Here is a 16,695-nt window from a genome sequence, read left to right as displayed (position 1 = left end):
AACCCTGACCGTCTCAGCCAGTGTGATTGATCGGTCTGATCAAATAAATTGAGCGACGAATTTTTCCCGGAACCGACACGCGCAATCTTCATTCATCGAATGTCAGAATTCACTGACGCGGTGCCGTAAGAAACCGTGCGCCCAAAACAAAAGAGCCCCCGCAGGGGCTCTTTGCACGATACCGATTTTTCAATCAGTGATGGTGGTGATGGCCACCGCCGTAACCGCCGTGGCCGCGATAGCCGTAGCCACCGCCATAGCCAGGGCCGTAGTAGTAACGGGGGCCCCGATAGTAGCCCGGGCCGTAGTAGACCGGAGCCGGACGCACCACCACAGGCGGCGGGCCGTAGTAGACGGGAGCAGGCGCCACCACGACCGGCGGAGGCGGGGCGTAGTAGACAGGCGCGGGCGGGTAGTAAGCGGGAGGGCCGCCAACGACGACACCGGGGACGCCGATCGCGAGATCCACGTTCACACGGGCCATTGCAGCGCCAGACGCCAGCGCGGCGGCCACACCAAATGCTGCAAGGAACCAGCGTTTCATGATCGTTGCCTCGTAAAGTGAGCTTTGATGAGGCGTATTTTAGCGCTCGGTAAACTTTCAGGTGCAACCGCACTCGCTACATTGTTACCGCCGGTAACAGCGACGTCACTTGCACGCGATGAACGTCCGGGAACCAGCGCGAGCTTGCAGAGTCGCGGCTAAGCCACCACAATGTCGGGCTTGCCATGCGGCCGTGGAGAAATTGGTAGACTCAGCAGACTTAAAATCTGCCGCTCTTACGGGCTTACGGGTTCGACCCCCGTCGGCCGCACCATCCTCGCACCAGCAACCTCCCTCGCCCCCTCGCCCCCTCGTCTTCAATCACCTGGTTCAGATCACGACGTAGCAAAGCAGCGCACCGCCCACCATCAGAAACAGGAACAGCACGGCAGCCAGGCCCAACGGCTTGCGGCCCGCGCGCAGCAGATCCCCGATACGCGTATGCAGGCCAATCGCGAGCATCGCGCACGCGAGCAGCCAGTTATCGAGCGCGATCAGCGGCGTCTTCCAGTCCTGCGGCACCAGCTGCGCCGAGTTCAGCGCCATTACGGCCACGAAGCCGAGCGCGAACCATGGCACCGCGCGCAGCAGCGCACGCCAGTCGCGTTGCGGTGCCTGCGCCTCGCACTTGCCACCCTCGGTGCCGCCCTCGCTGCGCTGCGGCCACAGCGCCATGATCAGCAGTAGTGGACCCAGTGCGAGCACGCGCACCATCTTGGCCACCACCGCCGCATCGGCGGTCGCATCGCTGACCATCTTGCCCGATGCGATGACCTGCGCCACCTCATGCAGCGTCGCGCCAGTGAAGATGCCAAAGGCACGTTCCGTGATGGCCAGATGCCAGTGTTGTGTCGCCAGTTCATACAACCACGGATACAGCAACATGCCGACCGTGCCGAACAACACCACGGTGGCAACCGCCACCGCCGTCTGACGATCATCGGTCCGCACCACGGACGACACGGCGATGGCCGCCGCCGCACCGCACACCGCGCTGCCCGCGCTCACGAGAATCGCTTCACGCCGCGACAGGCCGAACCACGTCGTCCCGACCCAGGTACCGAGCAGCAGAGTCGCTACCAGCATTGTCAGCGGCACCACGACGCCGGCGGCACCGAGCGCGGCGATGGCACCGAACGTCAGCCGCAGACCATACAGCGCCACACCAAGACGCAGCAGATGATGGCGCGCAAGCTGCATGCCCGGACCCAGCGGCGCCAGCCAATGGCGCGGCATCGTGTTGGCCGCCACCATGCCGGCGCACATGGCCAGCGTGAGCGCGCTCAGACCGTAGCGCGACACCGCCGGATGCTCTGCCAGCGTCATCATCAGCCACGCGATGCCGCCGAGTGGCAACAGCGCGATCAGACGCATCGCCCAGGTCGGCCCGACTGGCGCGGCGGGCGTGGCGGGGGACGTGGATTGGTGTGATGTGGCAGGAGCGGGAATCGGGTTCGAGGACATGGCAGGTGGGGGAAATCTGCATCGTTGCCCGTAAGCGTAGTGTTCGCCTCTCAATCAGTAAAACGGGTAATATCGTTATGTCTTAACTGATTTATCGATAGATCCCATGGAATACCGCCCACTTCGCCTGACGCTCCGCCAACTCTCCGTGTTCGTGGCCGTGGCCCAGCACGGCAGCACGATTGCCGCGGCGGAAGCGCTGTCGATGTCGCAATCGGCGGTCAGCGCCTCGCTCGCCGAACTCGAGCGCGCGCTCTACGGCCCCCTGTTCGATCGCGTGGCGCGGCGCCTCAGCATCAACGAGTCGGGCCGGCAGTTCTTTCCACGCGCACTCTCGCTGCTCGATCAGGCGCACGAACTCGAACGCTTCGCCGCGCAGAGCGGCGTGGCCTTGCGCATCGCCGCCAGCAACACCATCGGCAGCTATCTACTGCCCACGCTGCTGGCAGGCTTCCGCAACGCGCAGTCGGCGCCCTGCACGCTCGACCTGCGCATCGGCAATACACGCGACGTGCTGCAGTCCCTGTTGCAGTTCGAAGCCGATATCGGTCTGATCGAAGGCACAAGCCACGAGCGCGAACTGCGCAGCGTGCATTGGTGTGACGATGAAATGGTGGTGGTGGTGGGCCCATCGCATCCGCTCGCGATGGGTGCGGAGCAGCCGGAGACCCTGCACGACATGCTGCGGGAAGCCGACTGGATCGTGCGCGAACCGGGTTCGGGCACACGCGAGATCATCGAGTCACGACTGGTACCGGTGCTTGGCACCCTGCGTTATGCGCTCGAACTGGGCAATGCGGAAGCCATCAAGCGCGCGGTCATGAGCGGCTTCGGCGTGAGCTGCCTGTCATTGCACGTGGTGCGTGATGAGATCGAACGCGGTCTGCTGATGCCGCTGCGCGAAGGTTTGCCGAAAGTCATTCGGCCGCTGCAGTTGGTGGTCCATCAGGATAAATACCCGACGCAGGGATTGCTGGCGTTCAGCGAGTATCTGCGTGCCGCAGCGCCGGCGATCGGCACCTGAGCGAACACTGCGCAAACCCAGCGCAAACCCAGCGCAAATGTCGAGCGAATACGGAGCACCAATGCAAAACGGCGTCGCTTTCGCGACGCCGATCGGCAAACACTTGGAGGCGGAGGTCGGAATCGAACCGGCGTACACGGCTTTGCAGGCCGCTGCATAACCACTCTGCCACCCCGCCTTGGGGATTTGGAGCGGGAGACGAGGCTCGAACTCGCGACCTCAACCTTGGCAAGGTTGCGCTCTACCAACTGAGCTACTCCCGCATACGACTTGCTAACTACATGCCCGACAGCGTATGCCATCCGTCGAACAACTAAACCTGGAGCGGGAGACGAGGCTCGAACTCGCGACCTCAACCTTGGCAAGGTTGCGCTCTACCAACTGAGCTACTCCCGCAGGGTCCTGCATACTACCGAAAAGCAGACAATCGCGCAATACCTTTTAACTACGCATCATCTTGCTTCATTACGACACTAAAACCAGCTAATCTTGCGCGATTCGCTTTCGTCGTCAGCAGCGAGAACGAGATTATTGCAATATCGAATCGGCTCGTCAACAACTTTTTGCATCGAATTTACTTTTGCGTGCGTGCCCCACTCACGACATTGGCGCGCTCGCGAATCTGCGGCCAGGCGAGCTTCATGTAGTAGATCATCGACCACAGCGTGAGCACCGCGGCAACATAGATCATCCAGGCACCAAGCACCGATGCATCGAAGCCGAACAGCGAGTCATGGAACAGCAGCAGTGGAATCGCGATCATCTGCACCATGGTCTTCAGCTTGCCGAGGAAATTCACGGCCACGCTACGCGATGCGCCGATCTGCGCCATCCACTCGCGCAGCGCGGAGATCGTGATCTCGCGACCGATGATCACCAGCGCGATCAGATCGGCCACGCGGCCCAGCGCCAGCAGCGACAGCAACGCAGCGGTCACCATGAGCTTGTCCGCCACCGGATCGAGAAACGCACCGAATGCCGAAGTCTGATTCCAGCGTCGGGCCAGAAAGCCATCGAGCCAGTCGGTCACCGCCGCGATGATGAAGAACGTTGCCGCCGTGACATTCTTCATTGGCATCGGCATCCACGCCTCCGGCAGGTAATAGACGCCCACGACGAGAGGAATCATGGCCACGCGAAGCCAGGTCAGCAGAATGGGAATGTTCAGTGGCATGGAGCGGAGGGCGACGGCGTGTGCCGGTTCGGTCAAGGTGGAATGCCGCGATTGTCGCCGATTTCCGCCATCGCATGCCAATTCGCAACTTTCGGCACGCGATCTTCACACTTGTTCGCGTGCCGCACGGTAGCGATCAATGCAGCTGTCGATAGATCTCTTCGGCCAATCCGCGCGAAATACCTTCCACGCTCGCCAGCTCATCGATGCTGGCCGCGACCACGCCGCGCAGGCCGCCGAAGCGCGTGAGCAGCTTCTGCCGCCGGCGTGCGCCCACGCCTTCAATTTCCTCCAGCCGCGAGGTGGTGCGCGCCTTGGCGCGCTTGGCCCGCATGCCCGTAATGGCAAAGCGGTGGGCCTCGTCGCGGATCTGCGCCACCAGCATCAGTGCCGCGCTGCCCTGCCCGAGTTCGAGCGACGGCCGCCCGTCCGCGAACACCAGCGTCTCCAGCCCGACCTTGCGCCCCTCGCCCTTGGCCACACCGACCAGCAAGCCAATATCGAGGCCTAGTTCTTCAAACACCTGACGCGCCACCTCGACCTGCCCCTTGCCACCATCGATCAGCACGATGCGCGGCATACGCGAGCTTTTCTGGTCGGCCGCCTCCACCGCGTCCGCCGCGCCATCCCCTTCAGCGACTGCCACCGCAGGCTCGGCGCCCGCGTCCTCCTGCATCTGCTCCACGAGCTTTTGGTAGCGGCGCGTCAGCACCTGACGCATCGCCGCGTAGTCGTCGCCGGGCGTGATGTCATTGATGTTGTAGCGCCGGTACTCGCCGTTCTGCATCGCATGATGGTGAAACACCACGCACGATGCCTGTGTTGCCTCACCGGCGGTATGGCTGATGTCGAAGCATTCGACGCGCAGCGTGGCCAGGTCCTCGAGCTCGAGACCGATGGTCTCGGCAAGCGCACGCGTGCGCGCCTGCTGACTGCCCTGCTCCGCAAGCCGCCGCGATAACGCCAGTGCCGCGCCCTGCTGCGCCATTTCGAGCCACGCGCGCCGCTGGCCCTGCGGCTGACGGACGAGCGCGACCTTGCGGCCGGCCTGCATCGACAGCGCCTCCACCACCGCGCCATCGGCGGGCAGGTGGCTGACCACGACGATCGGCGGCGCGCCTTGATCCAGGTAGTGCTGAATCATGAATGCCGACAGCACGCGCGCGGCGATGCGGTCGACCGATAAGCGCACGCCGGACGCTGCGGCGCTGGCACCTGCCGGCCCAGCTTCGGCCTGACTTTCGACTGGCCCCTCAGCCACCCCTTCACCATCGGCGACGGCAGCGCCCTCGGGCGCGTCGGCAACTGCGAGCTCCAGCGCCTCCTCTCCGTCCTCGCCATCCTCGACGATCACGGCCGCCTCTTCGGCATGCGCGGGGAAGTAAGCCTTGTCTCCCAGATGCCGACCGCCGCGCACCATCGCCAGGTTCACGCATGCGCGTCCGCCTTCGACGGCTACCGCGAGAATATCGATATCGCGCGCCTGCCCCACTTCCTCCACGGCCTGCCGCTTGAGCACCGTCGACAGTGCGCCGATCTGATCGCGCACCGCGGCCGCCTGCTCGAACTCGAGCTGCATCGCATGCGCTTCCATCTTGCCCTGCAGCGCCGCCAGCACCTCGTTCTCGTGCCCTTGCAGAAAGCGCGCGGCATTACTCACATCGCGTGCGTAATCCTCTTCGCTGATCGCGTTCACGCACGGCGCGGTGCAGCGATGGATCTGATGCAGCAGGCACGGCCGCGTGCGGTTGTTGAACACGGTGTCTTCGCAGGTGCGCAGCTGGAACACCTTCTGCAGGATCTGCATGCTCTCGCGCACCGCATACGCGCTCGGAAACGGTCCGAAATACTGATGCTTGCGATCGGTCGCGCCGCGGTAGTACGCCATGCGCGGAAACTTGTGCGAGGTCAGCTTGAGCAGCGGATACGACTTGTCGTCGCGGAACAGGATGTTGTACCGCGGCGCCAGCGCCTTGATCAGGTTGTTCTCGAGCAGCAGCGCTTCAGCTTCCGTGCGCACCACGGTGGTCTCGATGCGCACGATCTTGCCGACCATCAACGCAATCCGCGGCGACAGCTGCGTCTTGTTGAAATAGCTCGAGACGCGCTTCTTCAGGTCACGCGCCTTGCCCACATAGAGCACGTTGCCGCCGGCATCAAAATAGCGATAGACCCCGGGCAAACCGGGCAGGCGCGCGATGATCGGCCGCGCATCGAACACGGCTGCCGGCTCCTCTGCCCCCTCGGCGGCATTGCTACCAGGCGCGGGGGGGTCTTGGATGGCGGCGGGTTCTGCTGGCGTGACGGGATCCTGCTCGGGCATCGGATTCGAATGAAGGTGGGGCTGGGGACGTTCTAGAATCGCAAGTTTAGAGCATTCTCCGCGCACCTCTGTCATGACCATCCGCTCCTGGGACATCTTCTGCACCGTCGTCGACAACTTCGGCGATATCGGCGTCTGCTGGCGCCTCGCGCGCCAGCTTGCGCAGGAACACGGCCACGCGGTGCGGCTCTGGGTCGATGACCTGCACAGCTTTGCGCGGCTGGCGCCCGAGATCAATCCCGCCTCGCCCCTGCAGCAGCTGGCGGGCGTGGAAGTCCGGCCATGGCAGCCGGGCACCGACAAGGACTTCCCGGTCGAAGCCGATTTCGCGCCCCACGACGTCGTGGTCGAAGCGTTCGCCTGCGACCTGCCATTCGCGCTGCTGCAACGCATGGCGGCCGCGCCGCGCAAGCCGGTGTGGCTCAATCTGGAATACCTGAGTGCCGAGGACTGGGTTGGCGAGCATCACCGCATGACGTCGCCGCATCCGCGCCTGCCGCTCGTCAAGCATTTCTTTTTCCCCGGCTTTGCGCACGACACGGGCGGGCTGCTGCGCGAAGCGTTGCTTGGCGCGCAGCGCGACGCGTTCGTCTCGAGCCCCGCCGCGCAGTCCGCGCTCTGGCATCGGCTCGGCGTTCAGCCGGTGGCCGGCGCGCTGCGCGTCAGCCTGTTCGCCTACGCCAATCCGATGCTGCCGGCGCTGCTGGCCCAGTGGCGCGATGGTGCAGAACCGGTGCAGTGCCTGGTGCCGCAGGGGCTGGCCGCGCAGCAGGTCGCGCAGTGGCTGGGCACGAGCATCACGGTTGGTGAGCCCGGGCAGCACGGCAACCTGACCCTGAACGTGATCCCGTTCGTGCGGCAGGAGCGCTTCGACGACCTGCTATGGGCGTGCGATGTCAATTTCGTGCGCGGCGAGGACTCGCTGGTCCGGGCCTTATGGGCCGCGCGGCCTCTGGTGTGGCACATCTACCCTCAGGACGACGAAGCCCATCGCGTGAAGCTCGATGCATGGCTGGCGCGCTTCTCGCGCATCGGCGTGGCGGGCGAGACCGCCGCCGCCATGACCGGGCTATGCCACGCATGGAACGGCTACGAAGACTACCGGGACCCTGCCCGACAGCAGGCGGCATGGGCGGCCTTCCGCGCACAATTGCCGGCGCTGGCTACCGGCGTCGATCACTGGCAGCGGCAACTCCAGCACTTGGGGGATCTGGCCGCCAACATGGTGTCGTTTTGCGAAGCTCAGTCGCGAAATTCGGGTACAATCCTCGGTTGATTTCAGTGGCGAGCCTCCCGAAGCTTTTCCGGGGATGCATCCACCCCCGGACAGACTTTTTCAGGAAATAGTTCAGATGAAGACCGCACAGGAACTCCGCGTCGGCAACGTGTTCATGATTGGCACGGACGCCATGGTCGTGCAGAAGGCCGAGTACAACAAGTCGGGCCGTAACTCCGCCGTCGTGAAGATGAAGTTCAAGAACCTGTTGACCGAGGCACCGGGCGAGTCGGTGTTCAAGGCCGACGACAAGTTCGAAGTGGTCATGCTGGAGCGCCGCGAGTGCACTTACTCGTACTTCGCTGACCCGATGTACGTGTTCATGGACACCGAGTACAACCAGTTCGAAGTCGAGAAGGACAGCATGGGTGACGCGCTGAACTACCTCGAAGACGGCATGCAGGTGGAAGTGGTGTTCTACAACGAGAAGGCCATCTCGGTGGATATGCCGACGACCCTCGTGCGCGAGATCATCTACACCGAACCCGCCGTCAAGGGCGACACGTCGTCGGGCAAGGTGCTCAAGGGCGCCAAGATCAATACCGGTTTCGAACTGCAGGTGCCGCTGTTCTGCAACATCGGCGACAAGATCGAAATCGACACGCGCACTGGCGAATACCGCAGCCGCGCGAACTAAGTTTCGCTTGCACACAAAAAAGGCAGCCTCGGCTGCCTTTTTTGTTGCACTTCGTCGGTGACGAAGCTCGCGTATTACGAGATCAGATCGTGACTCTTGAGCAGGGCCAGCGCCGAGCGGTATTCGGCCTCCTGCTGCAGACGATTCCAGTCGAGCGGCTTGCGGCGGCCAAACAGCTTGCGGATGCGGCGCTGCGAGGCCTTGCCGATGCGGGCATCGAGTTCCGCCAGCAACTGGTCCGCGCGTTCCGGATGATTGCAGATCAGCACCATGTCGCAACCGGCATCGATCGCCGCGCGCGCGGCCTGCGTGACCGTACCGGCCACACTGGCGCCTTCCATGCTCAGATCGTCGCTGAAGATCACGCCCTCGAAGCCGAGCTGCGAGCGCAGGATGTCCTGCAGCCAGAAGCGCGAAAAGCCCGCCGGATTCGCATCGACCGCGGGATAGATCACGTGCGCGGGCATCACCGACGCGAGCGCCGGGCCCATCCAGTCATAGGGCCGCGCATCCTGCTCCAGGATCTCGTCGAGCGGACGCTCGTCGATGGGCACCGCCACATGCGAGTCCGCCGCAACGAAACCATGCCCCGGGAAATGCTTGCCGCAGTTGCTCATGCCGGCCAGCAGCAGGCCATGCGTCAGATGATTGGCGAGCATCGTCACCACGCGCGGATCGGCATGGAACGCGCGATCGCCGATCACGCCGCTACGGCCATAGTCGAGGTCCAGCACCGGCGTGAAGCTGAGGTCGATATCGCACGCGCGCAACTCGGCCGCCAGCACATAACCGCAGGCGATGGCGACCTTGGTCGCGGCCAGCACGTCCTGGTCCCACAACGCGCCCAGCTTCGCCATAGCCGGCAGATGCGTAAAGCCATCGGTCTTGCAGCGCTGCACGCGTCCACCTTCGTGGTCGATGCAGATCAGTACATCCTGTCGCACCTCGCGGATCGCGCGCGTCAGCGCCTCAAGTTGCGCGCGCGATTCGAAGTTGCGCGCGAACAGGATCACACCACCTGTGAGCGGATGCTCGATGCGGCGAATATCGTCGGCATCGAGCTGCTTGCCCACCACGTCGAGCACTACCGGGCCCGGCCGCTTGCCGGAGGTCTTCTTGTTCATAGCGTCTGATTGGATTCGTTGGATGGCACGCCACGCTCGGCGACCGCAAAGGCGACCGCAAAGGCGTGTTCGTCGCTAACACTGACCCGAATGGTCAGGCCGCGTTCCCGTACCCACTCGGCCAGCTCGCCCGAGCAGACCGGCGTGGGCTCGCCGGACGGCAGGTTCACCAGTTCCATCGCGCGCCACGTCATCGGCCAGCGCATGCCCAGGCCGATGGCCTTGGAAAACGCTTCCTTGGCCGCGAAGCGCGTGCACAGGAACGCGAGCCCGCGCTTTTCCGAGCGTGCCTTGCGTGCGTGATAGATCTTGAGTTCGCGTGCGCCGAGAATCTTCTCGGCAAAGCGGCCGCGCGTGCGCTCCATCACGCCGCGCACGCGGTCGATTTCGATGATGTCGGTGCCGATGCCGGCGATCACGCGTTCTTTCCTGCGAACGCGGAGGCGGCGGCTTCCTTGACTGCATAGCGGGTGCCAAGGCGCGCGGCCACCATGATGGCCTTCATTTCGCGCACGGCGTTCTGCCAGCCCACGAACACCGCATGCGCAACCACCGCATGGCCGATATTGAGTTCCTTGATGCCGGGCAGCGCCGCAATCGGCTGCACGTTGGTGTAGTGCAGGCCGTGGCCCGCATTCACGATCAGCCCGTGGTTCTCGCCAACCACCACGCTCGCCGCCACGCGCTCGAGTTCCACCGCCTGCTCGGCCGCATCGTGCGCATCGGCATAGCGGCCGGTGTGCAGCTCGATGACCGGCGCGCCCACCGCTTTGGCCGCCGCAATCTGCTCGGCATCCGGATCGATGAACAGCGAGACGCGAATGCCCGCCGCCGCCAGCTGGCGGCAGGCGGCCTCCACCTGTGCGTAATGCCCCACCACATCGAGGCCGCCCTCGGTGGTGACCTCGGTGCGTTTCTCGGGCACCAGGCAGACATCCTGCGGCTGGATCTCGCAGGCGATGTCCAGCATCTCGGTGGTGATCGCGCATTCGAGGTTCATGCGCGTGGCCAGCTTCGGCCGCAATGCGCGCACATCCGCGTCACGGATATGACGGCGGTCCTCGCGCAGATGCAGCGTGATCAGGTCCGCGCCAGCCTCTTCGGCCTGCAGCGCGGCCTGAATCGGGTCGGGATAGACCGTGCCGCGCGCGTTGCGCAGCGTGGCCACGTGGTCGATATTGATGCCAAGGTCGATGACACCGGGATTCGCGTGGAAAATCATGCTGTCTTCAGGTTCAGGAGAACTGCAGGGATCAAAGATACTGCAGGTCGATCAGGATCTGCCGCGTTTTCAGCGGCGCGCCCTGCAAATGATAATGCAGCAGGAACCGCATCAGGCCACGACTCTGCGCCACAGTCTGCGCGCGCGTGTAATCGTCCTGCGCCATATCGAGCAGGGTCTGCCCCGCGATCACCGGCCAGCTCGACGGATCGCTCACCTGCGCGCGACGCACGCCGCGTTCCGGCTGGTACACGTAGTCGAGCCCCGGCTGCACGCGTTCGTCGGTGCCCGCGCAGCGATCGAACGCCACGGCAAAGCCGGTCTCCTGCAACAGCACGCGCTCGAAGCTGCGCAACACCAGCCCCGCCGCTTCGCCATGCGCCAGCCGCGTGAGCGTGATCATGTAGTGCTTGAACAGTGCCGGATGGGCATCCTCGCGCGGACAGAAGCGCAGCACCAGTTCGTTGAGGTAGAAGCCCGACAGCAGCGCATCGCCGGACATCGGCAGCATGCCGCCGACGTACTCGGCCTTGGTCAGGGTCTTGACCTCGCCGCGACCGCTCCACGACAGGGAGATCGGATGAAAATGCTGCAGCACCGCGCGCAGTGCCGAGTGAGGACGCTTGGCACCCTTCGCGACCATCGCCATGCGGCCATGGTCGCGCGTGAATACGTCGAGGATCAGGCTGGTCTCGCGATACGGATAGGCATGCAGCACAAAGCCCGTCTCGTTGGCGACGCGCAACTCGGTGCGGGCCGGCACGATGCGCATCGCGCGATCCATCATCTCGCGCCCGAGCGCCACGGAGGCACTCATCGATGGCACGCTCTGCGTCGTCTGCGTGGCAAGCAACTCGGCCGCATCCTCGGCAATCGGATCCGCGCGGCGCGCGCTCCCGCCGCCGCGGCGTGCATCAGCCATGCCGCTTACTCGTATCCGTAGGCACGCAGTCCCGCTTCGTTGTCGGCCCAGCCGCTCCTGACCTTGATAAACATCTCCAGGTAGACCTTGCCATCGAACAGTTTCTCCATATCGAGGCGCGCCTCGGTGGAGATCTGCTTGAGCTTGCTGCCCTTGTTGCCGATGATCATCGCCTTGTGCCCATCGCGTTCGACGAGGATCGTCGCAAACACGCGGCGCAGGCGGCCTTCGGTCTCGAACTTGTCGATGAGCACAGTGCTCGTGTACGGCAACTCGTCGCCGGTCCAGCGGAACACCTTTTCGCGGATGATCTCGGAGGCGAGGAAGCGCTCGCTGCGATCGGTCATCGCATCGGCGTCGTACATCGGCTCGCCTTCCGGCAGGTACGGACGAATGATCGCCATCAGCCGATCGATGTGATCGCGCGTCTTGGCCGACATCGGCACCACTTCCCGGAACTGGAACTGATGCCCCATCTTCTCCAGGAACGGCATCATGATCTCGGCGCGCCCTTCGCCGAGGCGATCGAGCTTGTTGGTCACCAGCAGCACCGGCGTGTTCTTCGGCAGCAGCGCCAGCACCTTTTCGTCGTCAGGACCGTAGTGACCGGCCTCGACCACGAACAGCACGATGTCCACCGACGACAGTGTGGAGGTCACCGCGCGGTTCAGCGAACGATTGAGCGCACTCGCGTGACGCGTCTGGAAGCCAGGGGTATCGACGAACACGAACTGCGCGTCGTCGGTGGTCTGAATACCGATGAGGCGATGGCGCGTGGTCTGCGCCTTGCGGGACGTGATGCTGATCTTCTGGCCGACCAATGCATTGATCAGCGTGGACTTGCCGACGTTCGGACGGCCAACGATGGCTACCGTGCCGCAGCGGAACGCCGGGGCATCGGGGTTGCCCGCCGCATTCTGCGACGGAGGCTGTAATTCGGTCATTCCTTCAACCTGAGAGACAACTGGGGATCGGGCGGCACCGGTTGCTTGCGTGTCTTGCCGGTACGCTCGGCGCGGCTGCGTTTGAGCAGCTGCGGCACGAGCTTCTGCACTTCATCGAGCGCAAGCTTGGCCGCTGCCTGTTCAGCCGCACGCCGCGAAGCGCCCGTACCGAACACGCTCACTTCCAGTTTAGGCACGGTGCATTCGACTTCAAACTGCTGACTGTGCGCGGCGCCATGGGTGGCAACGACGTTGTACTGCGGCAGCGCGATCTTGTGACCCTGGAGGTACTCCTGCAACAGCGTCTTGGCATCCTTGCCCAGCGTGCGCGGATCCACCTGCTCGAGGATCGGGATATACAGCTTGCGGATCAGCCCGCGCGCGGCGTCGAAGCCCGCATCGAGGAACACCGCACCCACGATGGCTTCAAGGGCATCGGCAAGAATCGACGGCCGGCGAAAGCCGCCGCTCTTGAGCTCGCCCTCGCCCAGACGCAGTGCTTCGGACAGCTGCAGCATCTGGGCGATCTCGTACAGCGCCTGCTGCTTGACGAGATTGGCGCGCACGCGCGACAGATCGCCTTCGTCGAGCTTGCCGAACATGCCGTAGAGCATGTCCGCCACGGCGCAGTTGAGCACCGAATCGCCCAGGAATTCAAGGCGTTCGTTGTGCTGTGCGCTGTGGCTGCGGTGCGTCAGCGCTTGTTGCAGCAATTCGGGCTTGCTGAATCGGTAGCCGAGTCGTTGCTGCAAGGCGTCGAGGTTCATGTCAGTGCTGCGTTCCCGAATAGGTAATCAATAGACTCACGGCGCCGTAGACGGGAATCTCGGTCCGGTACGAAAAATCGATCGCGCGCACGCGACCGGCTTCATCTTCCTGCACGTCCAGATCTTCGCCCTTGATGGAAGAGATCTGGTCGATCTGGGCCTGCTTGTCGAAGTACCCCGCCACTTCCTTGCGGTTTGCGGCGTGATCCTTCGCAAAGGTCACGGCTCGCCTCACCGAAAAGTACTCGAGCACACTCGGGATCGACTTCACCGCGGGCAAGATGCCGCAGATCAGCACGACGATCACGATAAGCAATGTCCACACCGAAAAGCCTCGTGACTTATACATCACACCACGAGACCGCTTGTTCCTGTTGATATTGACCCATTGACCCATATTGCGCTTCCCTCGTTTTATGTGAGTGTTTTGCGCGACGCGAAAGAACTGCTATTTGAACGTTCCCACGCGTCCGAAATTGCCCAGATTCATCCAGATCACAAATGCCCTGCCCACTACATTCTGATCCGGTACGAACCCCCAATACCGCGAATCGAGGCTGTTGTCACGGTTATCACCCATGACGAAATAATGACCTTGCGGAACCTTGCAAGTCAGCCCCTGCTGATTGTAAGTGCAGTTCTCGTGGAACGGAAAATCCGGATCGGCACCGGCCACGAACGCCGGGCGATCCGCGTCGTTGAGAATGCCGTGCGACGGACCACCGGGCAGCGTCTCGGTGAAATGCTTCGAATACGTCAGGCGCTCTTCGTCGAGGTAATCGGGCAGCGGCTGATACTCGGCCGGCTTGCCATTGATCGTCAGGCGCTTGTTTTCGTACTTGACCACGTCGCCAGGCACGCCGATCACGCGCTTGATGTAGTCGAGCGATTCATCTTTCGGGTAACGGAACACCATCACGTCGCCCCGTTGCGGATCGCCCACGTTCATGATCTTCTTGTTGATCACCGGCAGGCGAATGCCGTAGTCGTACTTGTTGACGAGGATGAAGTCACCGATCAGCAGCGTCGGGATCATCGAGCCCGACGGAATCTTGAAGGGCTCCACCACGAACGAGCGCAGCACGAATACCGCGAGGATCACCGGGAAGAAGCTCGCCGAATATTCGAGCCACCAGGGCTGGCGCATCTTCTCTTCGGCCAGCCGCGCCCGAGACGTATCGAGCTCCGCGCCACCGTGCGTGGTCGCCAGCTGACCGCGGTTCGCATCGAACTCGGCCAGCGCCAGCTGCGCCACGCTGCGGCGTTGCCGCTCGAAAACGAGCTTGTCGGCAACCCAGGCAATGCCCGTAATGACCACCAGCACAAAAAGGATCAAGGCGAAATTCATGACGGCGTTTTGATTTTCGGTTTCTTTGTGTTCTTACTTGTCGTCAACCTGCAGGATGGCAAGGAACGCCTCCTGCGGAATCTCGACCGTACCCACCTGCTTCATACGCTTCTTGCCGGCCTTCTGCTTCTCCAGCAGTTTCTTCTTACGCGAGATATCGCCGCCGTAGCACTTGGCCAGCACGTTCTTGCGCAATGCCTTCACGTTCTCGCGCGCGATGATGTTCGCGCCGATGGCCGCCTGAATGGCCACGTCGTACATCTGGCGCGGGATGATCTCGCGCATTTTCGCCGCCACTTCACGGCCGCGATACTGCGAGTTCGACCGGTGCACGATTACAGACAGCGCATCCACCTTGTCGCTGTTGATCAGGATGTCCACCTTGACGACATCCGACGCCCGATATTCCTTGAACTCGTAGTCCATCGACGCATAGCCGCGCGACACCGACTTCAATCGATCAAAGAAGTCGAGCACGATCTCGGCCATCGGGATTTCGTACGTGAGCTGTACCTGCTTGCCGTGGTAGCTCATGTTGATCTGCGTGCCGCGCTTCTGCGTGCACAGCGTGATCACCGACCCCACGTAGTCCTGCGGCATGTACAGGTTGACCGTGACGATCGGCTCCAGGATCGCCTCGATCCGGCTCGGATCGGGCATCTTGGCCGGGTTTTCCACGGTGACCATGCTGCCGTCACGCATCTGCACCTGATAGACCACGGTCGGCGCGGTCGTGATCAGGTCCATGTCGAATTCGCGCTCGAGCCGCTCCTGCACGATCTCCATATGCAGCAGCCCAAGGAAGCCGCAGCGGAAGCCGAAGCCGAGCGCCTGCGAGACTTCGGGCTCGAACTGCAGCGAGGCATCGTTGAGGCGCAGCTTCTCGAGCGATTCGCGCAACGCCTCGTACTGGTTCGATTCCACCGGATAGAGACCCGCGAACACCTGCGGCTTCACTTCCTTGAAACCCGGCAGTGGCGCCTCGGCCTTGCGTGCCATGGTGGTGATGGTGTCGCCCACCTTCGCGGATTTCAGCTCCTTGATACCCGCGATGACAAAGCCCACTTCGCCAGCCGACAGCGCGTCGCGCGGAATCGACTTCGGCGAGAACACACCGACCTGCTCCACCAGTTGCTGCGCGCCGGTGGCCATCAGCAAAATCTTGTCCTTGGGACGCAGCATGCCGTTGACCACGCGCACGAGCATCACCACGCCTACGTAGTTGTCGAACCACGAGTCGATGATCAGCGCCTGCAGCGGCGCGCTCGGATCGCCCTTGGGGGGCGGCACCTTGGCGATCATTGCCTCGATGACGTCTTCCACGCCCTGGCCAGTCTTGGCCGAGCACGGCGTCGCGTCGTGCGCGTCGATGCCGATAACTTCCTCGATCTCCTGGATCGCGTTATCGGGATCGGCCTGCGGCAGATCAATCTTGTTGAGCACGGGCACCACTTCCACGCCGAGTTCGATCGCCGTGTAGCAGTTGGCAACGGTCTGCGCTTCCACGCCCTGCGACGCATCGACCACGAGCAGCGCGCCTTCGCACGCGGACAGCGAGCGGCTGACCTCGTAGCTGAAGTCGACGTGCCCCGGCGTGTCGATCAGGTTCAGGTTGTACACCTTGCCGTCGCGCGCCTTGTAGCTCAGCGCGGCAGTCTGGGCCTTGATGGTGATGCCGCGCTCTTTCTCGATGTCCATCGAGTCCAGCACCTGCGCTTCCATCTCGCGATCGGAAAGGCCCCCGCATAGCTGAATAATCCGGTCGGCCAGGGTGGATTTCCCATGGTCGATGTGGGCAATGATCGAGAAATTACGGATATGGTCCATCTAAACAGTTCAGGGAAGCGTGGCGCGACCTGGCGGCCGGGATGCTGGGGTTTCGAGCGGGATCGCCCCGGGCCGGTGTCGCGCGGGTCCGGGCGGCGC

16 protein-coding genes and 4 tRNA genes are annotated in these 16,695 nt (G+C 63.2%); 4 read left to right on the top strand and 16 right to left on the bottom strand.

All coding sequences use genetic code 11. The features are described 5' to 3' along the window. Positions 1-193: 193 nt before the first annotated feature. Positions 194-544, bottom strand: coding sequence for a hypothetical protein (locus LDO41_RS01100; RefSeq protein WP_223980773.1), 351 nt, complete (start codon positions 542-544; stop codon positions 194-196). Between the two features lie 187 nt (positions 545-731). Between LDO41_RS01100 and LDO41_RS01095 the strand changes: the two genes are divergently transcribed. Next, positions 732-818, top strand: a tRNA-Leu gene (locus LDO41_RS01095). A 56-nt stretch (positions 819-874) separates the two neighbouring features. Here LDO41_RS01095 and LDO41_RS01090 read toward each other — a convergent pair. Further along, entirely contained in the window at positions 875-2,008 is a 1,134-nt protein-coding gene (locus LDO41_RS01090) for a YeiH family protein (protein ID WP_223980772.1), read from the bottom strand. Positions 2,009-2,114: 106 nt separating this feature from the next. On the opposite strand from LDO41_RS01090, the gene LDO41_RS01085 reads away from it, so the two are divergent. After that, positions 2,115-3,032: a LysR family transcriptional regulator gene (locus LDO41_RS01085; protein WP_223980770.1), complete on the top strand. Its 918-nt coding sequence runs from the start codon at positions 2,115-2,117 to the stop codon at positions 3,030-3,032. 104 nt (positions 3,033-3,136) lie between these two features. Here LDO41_RS01085 and LDO41_RS01080 read toward each other — a convergent pair. The 5 genes from LDO41_RS01080 to uvrC form a co-directional block, all read right to left on the bottom strand. After that, positions 3,137-3,210 (bottom strand) — tRNA-Cys (locus LDO41_RS01080). Between the two features lie 9 nt (positions 3,211-3,219). Continuing rightward, positions 3,220-3,295, bottom strand: a tRNA-Gly gene (locus LDO41_RS01075). Positions 3,296-3,352: 57 nt separating this feature from the next. Continuing rightward, positions 3,353-3,428 (bottom strand) — tRNA-Gly (locus LDO41_RS01070). Between the two features lie 178 nt (positions 3,429-3,606). Next, entirely contained in the window at positions 3,607-4,206 is a 600-nt protein-coding gene (gene pgsA, locus LDO41_RS01065; RefSeq protein ID WP_223980769.1) for a CDP-diacylglycerol--glycerol-3-phosphate 3-phosphatidyltransferase, read from the bottom strand. A 136-nt stretch (positions 4,207-4,342) separates the two neighbouring features. Continuing rightward, on the bottom strand, positions 4,343-6,529 hold the full coding sequence (gene uvrC, locus LDO41_RS01060) for an excinuclease ABC subunit UvrC (protein ID WP_223980766.1): 2,187 nt from the start codon (positions 6,527-6,529) through the stop codon (positions 4,343-4,345). A 73-nt stretch (positions 6,530-6,602) separates the two neighbouring features. On the opposite strand from uvrC, the gene earP reads away from it, so the two are divergent. Then, positions 6,603-7,805: an elongation factor P maturation arginine rhamnosyltransferase EarP gene (gene earP, locus LDO41_RS01055; RefSeq protein WP_223980764.1), complete on the top strand. Its 1,203-nt coding sequence runs from the start codon at positions 6,603-6,605 to the stop codon at positions 7,803-7,805. Positions 7,806-7,881: 76 nt separating this feature from the next. Beyond that, positions 7,882-8,442 (top strand): elongation factor P, encoded by a 561-nt coding sequence (gene efp, locus LDO41_RS01050; protein WP_223980762.1) that lies wholly within the window; start codon positions 7,882-7,884, stop codon positions 8,440-8,442. A 74-nt stretch (positions 8,443-8,516) separates the two neighbouring features. On the opposite strand, the gene nagZ is transcribed toward efp, so the two are convergent. The 9 genes from nagZ to lepA form a co-directional block, all read right to left on the bottom strand. After that, on the bottom strand, positions 8,517-9,566 hold the full coding sequence (nagZ, locus tag LDO41_RS01045) for a beta-N-acetylhexosaminidase (RefSeq protein WP_223980760.1): 1,050 nt from the start codon (positions 9,564-9,566) through the stop codon (positions 8,517-8,519). After that, entirely contained in the window at positions 9,563-9,985 is a 423-nt protein-coding gene (acpS, locus tag LDO41_RS01040) for a holo-ACP synthase (protein ID WP_223980758.1), read from the bottom strand. The genes nagZ and acpS overlap by 4 nt, the downstream gene beginning before the upstream one ends. Continuing rightward, positions 9,982-10,788, bottom strand: a complete 807-nt coding sequence (gene pdxJ, locus LDO41_RS01035; RefSeq protein WP_223980756.1) for a pyridoxine 5'-phosphate synthase — start codon at positions 10,786-10,788, stop codon at positions 9,982-9,984. The genes acpS and pdxJ overlap by 4 nt, the downstream gene beginning before the upstream one ends. A gap of 31 nt (positions 10,789-10,819) precedes the next feature. Further along, positions 10,820-11,710: a DNA repair protein RecO gene (recO, locus tag LDO41_RS01030; protein WP_223980754.1), complete on the bottom strand. Its 891-nt coding sequence runs from the start codon at positions 11,708-11,710 to the stop codon at positions 10,820-10,822. A gap of 5 nt (positions 11,711-11,715) precedes the next feature. Continuing rightward, complete coding sequence (era, locus tag LDO41_RS01025; RefSeq protein WP_223980751.1) at positions 11,716-12,654, bottom strand: GTPase Era; 939 nt, start codon at positions 12,652-12,654, stop codon at positions 11,716-11,718. Next, positions 12,651-13,421 carry a ribonuclease III gene (gene rnc / locus LDO41_RS01020; protein WP_223980748.1) on the bottom strand — a complete coding sequence of 257 codons (771 nt, stop codon included), beginning with the start codon at positions 13,419-13,421 and terminating at the stop codon, positions 12,651-12,653. The genes era and rnc overlap by 4 nt, the downstream gene beginning before the upstream one ends. Before the next feature lies 1 nt (position 13,422). Continuing rightward, on the bottom strand, positions 13,423-13,770 hold the full coding sequence (locus tag LDO41_RS01015) for a DUF4845 domain-containing protein (protein WP_377740890.1): 348 nt from the start codon (positions 13,768-13,770) through the stop codon (positions 13,423-13,425). Positions 13,771-13,869: 99 nt separating this feature from the next. Beyond that, positions 13,870-14,769, bottom strand: coding sequence for a signal peptidase I (lepB, locus tag LDO41_RS01010; RefSeq protein ID WP_223980743.1), 900 nt, complete (start codon positions 14,767-14,769; stop codon positions 13,870-13,872). Between the two features lie 33 nt (positions 14,770-14,802). Further along, the gene (gene lepA / locus LDO41_RS01005) at positions 14,803-16,596 is read right to left on the bottom strand and encodes a translation elongation factor 4 (RefSeq protein WP_223980741.1); all 1,794 of its coding nucleotides are present in this window, start codon (positions 16,594-16,596) and stop codon (positions 14,803-14,805) included. Between the last annotated feature and the right edge of the window lie 99 nt (positions 16,597-16,695).

Source organism: Cupriavidus pampae (genome assembly GCF_914271485.1).
Lineage (GTDB): Bacteria > Pseudomonadota > Gammaproteobacteria > Burkholderiales > Burkholderiaceae > Cupriavidus > Cupriavidus pampae.
This window is presented reverse-complemented; position numbering and strand designations above follow the sequence as displayed.